This is a genomic window from Treponema sp. R6D11, from assembly GCF_054786075.1.
In genome coordinates this window covers 1-6603 of record NZ_BDHD01000102.1, presented here as the reverse complement: position 1 = coordinate 6603, position 6603 = coordinate 1, and the positions used below count along the sequence as shown (strand labels likewise).

The 6603-nt window shown below is 46.8% G+C and carries 6 protein-coding genes; 2 read left to right on the top strand and 4 right to left on the bottom strand.

Features of this window, described 5'->3' with window-relative positions; all coding sequences use genetic code 11:
• The first annotated feature begins 129 nt into the window (after positions 1–129).
• A complete protein-coding gene (locus ACYVTD_RS08845) occupies positions 130–3786 on the top strand; it encodes an ATP-binding protein (RefSeq protein WP_461247414.1) in 3657 nt (1218 codons plus the stop codon).
• Positions 3787–3894: 108 nt separating this feature from the next.
• Complete coding sequence (locus tag ACYVTD_RS08840; protein ID WP_461247413.1) at positions 3895–4206, top strand: hypothetical protein; 312 nt, start codon at positions 3895–3897, stop codon at positions 4204–4206.
• Positions 4207–4210: 4 nt separating this feature from the next.
• On the opposite strand, the gene ACYVTD_RS08835 is transcribed toward ACYVTD_RS08840, so the two are convergent.
• The 4 genes from ACYVTD_RS08835 to ACYVTD_RS08820 all read right to left on the bottom strand — a co-directional run.
• Entirely contained in the window at positions 4211–4774 is a 564-nt protein-coding gene (locus tag ACYVTD_RS08835) for a recombinase family protein (RefSeq protein ID WP_461247412.1), read from the bottom strand.
• Between the two features lie 16 nt (positions 4775–4790).
• Positions 4791–5066: a recombinase family protein gene (locus ACYVTD_RS08830; RefSeq protein WP_461247411.1), complete on the bottom strand. Its 276-nt coding sequence runs from the start codon at positions 5064–5066 to the stop codon at positions 4791–4793.
• 67 nt (positions 5067–5133) lie between these two features.
• Positions 5134–5619, bottom strand: coding sequence for an S-ribosylhomocysteine lyase (locus tag ACYVTD_RS08825; RefSeq protein WP_461247410.1), 486 nt, complete (start codon positions 5617–5619; stop codon positions 5134–5136).
• A 137-nt stretch (positions 5620–5756) separates the two neighbouring features.
• The coding region (locus ACYVTD_RS08820; RefSeq protein ID WP_461247409.1) for an adenylate/guanylate cyclase domain-containing protein at positions 5757–6603 on the bottom strand (847 nt) is incomplete at its 5' end.

Genomic DNA, 6603 nt, shown 5'->3' with positions numbered 1-6603 from the left:
TAATACCACATATATGAGTTTTTGAAAATTATGGCGAAAATTTCCCCCGCTGCTCTTATATTCCCTAATTTTCAAAAACTCATATATGTGGTATTATATTATTAAGAATTAAAGGGGAATCCTAGGATTATGGCAATCAAAGTAGCTTCAAAAACCGATTGGAATATTGAAAGCCTTATAAACGAGATATACCAGCCAAATATAAAGGCTATTATTTATTTCTTTTCCCCCGATTTTGAAAAGTACGAACCTCAAAAAGTTCTCATAAATAATTTTCCTGATGCCGTGTGCGCCGGAGCTTCGATGATCGGCGGCTGGTCAAGCCCGGGAGCGGTTGAAAGCGGTATAATCGCAATGTCTCTTTCCGCCGACGAGGTTGAACAGGCTTATTCTACGTTTCAGGAAGGAGTCAAAATAGACCCCGTTCAAGCCGCTAAAAACGCCATCGCTGACTTGAAAGAGCAGACTAAAGGCGAAAACATCAATCCCGACGAATACCTTGGACTGATTTTTTTTGACGGCCTTTGCCTGGGCGAGCTTATCATTAAAGAATTTTCACTGGAACAGAGTTTTAACATGGCTTTTGTCGGCGGAGCCGCCGCGGACGAATTGACCTTTACCAAAACGCTGGTCGGCGTCGACGGAAGGCTTTCGGGAGACGGACTTGCAGCCGTCATTCTCAAAATGAAGATACCGTTCTTTTTCAACCATTATGTGCATTACATTCCTACCGAAACTTCTTTTTCCATTACAAGGGTAGAAACCATGAAGCGGATCGCGTGGGAAATTAACGGGGAAAGCGCCGCCCAATTTTACGCGAGGCAGATCGGCGTAGACGTAAGCAAGCTGGACGCGGGCGTTTTTTCCAAACATCCCTTAGGGCTTAAATTCGGGGACAGTATCTATGTCCGCAGTCCAAACGCCGTCATTGACGGCACGGGCCTCCAGTTTTACTGTTACATTGAAGCGGGCACAAGGGTGTTTCTCCTAAAACAAGGAGACATAATCGATCATACAAAAAAAGGACTTGCCGCGGCCGCGCAGTTTCTTCCCGGCATACAGGGCTGCCTTCTGTTTAATTGCGTACTGCGTTATCTGGAAATTAAGGAGCTTAACAAGCTGGACGCTTTTAATAACGTGTTCAGCCGATGCCCGATGATTGGGTTTAACACCTACGGTGAAGAACTCTTTACGCATCACAACCAGACATTAACCGCGGTTTTTTTCGGAACCCTGCCGGAAGAGGGAACGGTAGACCCTTACAAAGCCAAACGGCTTTTCCATTACACGGACAGCAAGCTTAAATCTTTGGTTTTTGACATCGTAAGCAGAAGCGAATTATTGAACATTACCATTTCCTACCTTAAAAGGAGCATGGACTCGGAAGCCGCGGATTTGCAGCCGGACGAGGCGGCCCTTGTAAACTACGAGGCCGTAAGAAAAAGTCTTGGAGTAATGATCGATCAATCGAATGTTTCCAAAGAAGACATTGAACGCTTGCTTGTCGTATACCAGAACAATGTTGAAGAAACGGGGGAATATGTCTTTAACATCGTCGATGAAATAAGGCATCAAAACCGCCGTTTAATTGAACTTAAAAATGAGGCGGAAATGGCGAACCGCACTAAAAGTAATTTTCTTGCAACCATGAGCCACGAGATTCGCACGCCCATGAACGCGATTACCGGTATGGCGGAACTTTTGCTGAGGGGGGAACTGTCCGACGAAGCCAGAGGTTATGCGCAAGACATAAGACATGCGGGTATGAATCTCCTTTCCATCATCAACGATATTCTCGATTTTTCAAAAATCGAAGCGGGCAAGATGGAAATTATCCCCGCTAAATATCTGCTTTCGTCCTTAATTAACGATTCAATCAATATTATCAATATGAAGATAACCGAAAAACCCCTGCGCTTTTTTTCCAATATAGACGCAAAAATTCCAAACAGCCTTATCGGGGACGAAGTGCGTATGCGCCAGATTCTCCTTAACCTGCTGTCCAACGCGGTCAAGTATTCGGAGAAGGGGCATATCGGAATGTCGCTTACCGTGGACAAGCGGGACGATAACCATGTCTGGCTCAAGATATCCGTAACCGACACCGGAAAAGGAATTAAACCGCAAGACAAGGAAAAACTTTTTGGGGAATTTGTTCAGGTGGACACGAAGAGGAACAGGAGCATCGAGGGGACCGGTCTCGGCCTGGCGATTACGAAACGACTTTGCCTTTACATGGGCGGAGACATCACGGTGGAAAGCGAATACGGCAAAGGCAGTACCTTTACGGCTATAATCCCACAGGTTATTGGAACTGAAGAACCCTTTGCCGCGGTAGAGGAGCCGGAAAAGAAAAAGGTGCTGGTCTATGAGGGCCGAAACGTCTACGCTAAAACAGTGTGCTGGTCGCTAGAAAACATGAATGTTCCCCATGTTATGGTAACAACTCTCGATGATTTTGCCGAAGCCCTGTTACGCGAAGAATGGTTCTGTGTTTTTTCAGGTTTCGGTCTTTATGAAAGAATCAAACCGTTAATTGAGCAGCCCGACGACGTTTTCCCTGGCGGCAAAAAACCGTCCCTGTCTTTGATGGTTGAATGGGGTAGCGAGGCTTATATTCCCAACGTGCGCTTTATATCGCTTCCGGCGCAGTCCCTGTCCATTGCCAACGTCCTCAACAACAAGGCGGACGGTAAAGTTTACGCTGAAGGCGGCGGTATAATACGGTACACGTTCCCCACCGCGCGCCTGCTGGTAGTAGATGACATTACCACCAATCTCAAAGTGGCGGAGGGCCTCCTTGCGCCTTACCATGCGACGGTGGACACATGCGTCAGCGGTTTACAGTCTATCGAAATGGTAAAACGCGCCGCCTCACAGAAGCGCGATTACGACATTGTTCTTATGGATCACATGATGCCGGAAATGGACGGCATGGAAGCTACCGCGGCGATACGCGAATGGGAAAAAAGTTCGAATCATCCGCAAATACCAATTATCGCACTTACCGCCAACGCAGTTATGGGAATGCGTGAAATGTTTATCGAAAACGGGTTTAACGATTTTCTCGCCAAACCTATAGACATATCCAAATTGGACGAAATGCTTGGTAAATGGATACCGAAAGAAAAGAGGGCGATTAGCAATGAGCAAACATCAGACAAAGACGCTCGTCGCACGTTCCCCGCTATCCCCGGCGTTGATACGGAAAAAGGCATCGCCATGACCGGCGGAACGGAAGCAAACTATCGCGGTGTATTGTCGTTCTTCTGCAAAGACGCGGAAGAGCGCCTGCCCCTTCTGCAAAAAACGCCGGAAGCGGACGCCCTGTCCGCGTTCGTTACCCAAGTCCACGCCCTGAAAAGCGCCTCGGCGAGCCTGGGGGCGGATGAAGTTTCCGCGAAAGCCGCCGCCCTTGAAGCCGCCGGTAAAACCGGGGACTTAACCTTTATCCGTGAAAATCTGGGCGTTTTTGCCGGACAGTTGGCGGAACTGGTAAAAAATATCCGTGCCGCGTTAAAACCGGATACGACCGAAAAACATGACGCTCCCCACTCCCCACTTCCTGTTCCCTATTCCCCATTATTTCAAGAACTCGCCGCCGCGCTGGAATCGCAGAACGCTAAAAACATTAACAGCATCATGAAGCAGATTGCGGCACAGTCTCATGACACCGGCACAAAAGAGGTAATTGAACAAATATCCGACGAATTGCTGGTAGGCGAATACGGCAAGGCTGGAGAAATAATTAAAGGACTGTTTGTGAATATAGGAGAATATATATAATTAATGGAAGATGACGGAGTATTAAAGCTAAACGGATTTATCTTTGATTTTTAAAAAGGGGACGATACCATCCCCCTGACCGCCGTAAAATTTTATTGCCAATACAACGTGTACCCCAATATTTTACTCGCCTCCGATTCCACCTACCGTAAAATTGATCTGTACGCGCAAATGCACCCGGACAGGATTGTTACCGACGGCGAAGACGGCAATATTGAAACCATAGAAACAAGCAATGAGCCGTACAACGGATTAAGCCTCTTTGTAACGGAAGACTACAAGCTAGAATGTTGTTTGGATTTCGATTTACAGGAAGGCTATTTTACGCTGATTTTTGACGAAGCGCCTGACTTTGACGGGGAGCGAATTGAAGAGCCGGAAGAGCAGGAGAATGTTTATAGGTTTAGGAAGATCGCGTAGGCCCTTATATCTCCGGGAACAGTTTCTTCAACTTCCACTTTGTCAGCCGCTCGCGGATAAACACCCTTACCGTCTGCCGGTGAACGCCGAACCGTTTCCCTATTTCGACGTTGTTTTTCCCTTCGCGGAGCATTTTGCGTATCTCTTTTTCATGGCCCGATAATCTTACGTTAACCGCCCTTCCGGGATGGCGGCCTAATGTTTTTCCTTCCGCTTTGCAGCGGGCAAGCGCTTCTTTTGTTCTTTGCGCGATTAGATTGCGTTCGATTTCCGCGGACAGGCCGAAGGCGAAGGCCAGAACTTTGCTCTGTATGTCGTCGCCCAAACGGTAATTGTCTTTTATCGTCCAAATTTTTATGCCGCGCTCCATGCAGCCGGAAAGGATCGACATTATCATAAAAAACGATCTTCCAAGGCGGGACAATTCGGAGCAGATGATAATATCCCCTTCCTGCACAAGCTTTAACAGTTTGCCCAACTGTCTTTTTTCGGGCGATTTTGGCGCGCAGATCTTTTGCTCAGGCCAGTTTTTTGTTCTGTTTTTTTTCGCTCTGCAGGATCTCGCCATCTCTTAACCGACTTTTTTATACGTCTTCCGCGGAGGCCGAGCGGTCCGGCATTATCATAAGAAACGATCTTCCAAGGCGGGACAATTCTGAGCAGATGATAATATCCCCTGCCTGCACAAGCTTTAACAGTTTGCCCAACTGTCTTTTTTCGGGCGATTTTGTACCGCTGATTTTTTCCTCTATCCATTTTTCAATTTTAATTTTTTCCGCTTTGCAGAATCGCACGATCTCATAACGCTGGTTTTCTACCGTTTGTTTGTCCGTGCTGACGCGTATATATCCGTATACCATTTTTCCCCCTTATATTAAGAGGGTTAAAAGGTTTTATTGTAAAGATATTATTCTCTTCCCCGCGAGACTACTCCAGATTGCTTGGGTATTCCAAGTTTTCCTTCGAGGGTTTTTTCAATATATTGTTGTATCTTTTGCTTTCCCATTTTGCCATGTTGAGGTTTTGTTCCTGCCAGTTGCCGCATTCGGCGGGGGCGGCTCCGGGAATCGCGCCTTCAAAATTTTCTATCCATGTGAACATTTCAATTAAAAGGGGCAGAACTTCGGTGGAATTATATTTTCCTTCCAAAATTAAATAAAACCCGGTGCGGCAGCCCATAGGTCCGAAGTAAACCGTTTTCGGTCCCCATTCCTTGTGTGAACGCAGAAAAGTCGCGCACAGATGTTCAATCGAATGAAGCGCCGGCTGATCCATAACCGGTTCCTTGTTCGGCTCTTTAAACCTAAGATCAAAAGTGGTAAGTATCCCCTCATTGAACTTGTCCTGCCGTGACACGTAAACCCCCGGTTTTAACCTGAGATGATCAACCTGAAAACTCGCTATCTTTTCCATACTACGCTCCTTTTGCCAACTATAACATATTATTCGCTTTTAAGCAACTTATAAAAATTTTCCTTGCTACTCGAATTATTACGGACAACGACAAATTATGTACAACAATTTCGTGTGGTTCGTGGTAAAAATTTCCCCTACTTCTCAGTAATGTTAAAACTTCCGTCCCAGTCGGCGGCGGGCGGGAATTTCTGGTACTGCTGGCAGCGCTTAATATAATGCTTGGATGGCCCGTCGTTGGGGTATGTTTTTAACACCTGATTAAACGCCGCTTCCGCGTCCTGCCAGTTGCGGGCTTCAAAAAGATCCAACGCCTTGTGAAAAAGATAAATCTGTTCGAATAACGCGTCCGTCGCGTCCGACTTAAATTCCAATATTTCATGAATGCGCACCACTTCGTTTATTCCCACGACCCTTACTCGGTCAAGACGCCTGGTCAGAAGCTTGCCTTTGGTCTCCTGTATCGTGGAATCGGCGGCGAGAATCCATGAGCCGTATACCTTGTTTACCCCTTCAAGTCGGGAAGCGAGGTTTACAGCGTTACTGATGATCGTATAATTCATCTTCTTCTGCGTTCCCATGTTTCCTACCACCATCTCGCCCGTGTTAACCCCGATTCTGCTTAAAAGCGGCGACGGGCTTATGCCTTTCTCTAAAACATATTTGTTTACGTCGCCTTCTATCCGCTTCATCATTATCGCGGCAGAACACGCGCGCAAGGCGTGATCGTCTAACTCCAGCGGGGCGCCGAAGAACGAAACAATCGAGTCCCCCTGATATTTGTCTATCGTGCCTTTCTGCTCAAGAATAATATCGCTCATGGTGGAAAGGTAATAGTTGAGGAGATCGACCAGATGGTTCGGAGTAAGTTTTTCCGCAATGCTCGTAAAACCTTTAATGTCGGAGAACAATGCGGTCATGTGCCTGTTTACGCCGCCAAGCTGGAGGCGCGCGGGATCGGATATTATTTCTTCCACCACGTCT

Bases quoted from the DNA above. Each gene is read 5' to 3' on its own strand.
- ACYVTD_RS08835 (WP_461247412.1), bottom strand. From the start codon at position 4,774: ATGGCGAGATCCTGCAGAGCGAAAAAAAACAGAACAAAAAACTGGCCT.
- ACYVTD_RS08845 (WP_461247414.1), top strand. From the start codon at position 130: ATGGCAATCAAAGTAGCTTCAAAAACCGATTGGAATATTGAAAGCCTT.
- ACYVTD_RS08830 (WP_461247411.1), bottom strand. From the start codon at position 5,066: ATGGTATACGGATATATACGCGTCAGCACGGACAAACAAACGGTAGAA.
- ACYVTD_RS08825 (WP_461247410.1), bottom strand. From the start codon at position 5,619: ATGGAAAAGATAGCGAGTTTTCAGGTTGATCATCTCAGGTTAAAACCG.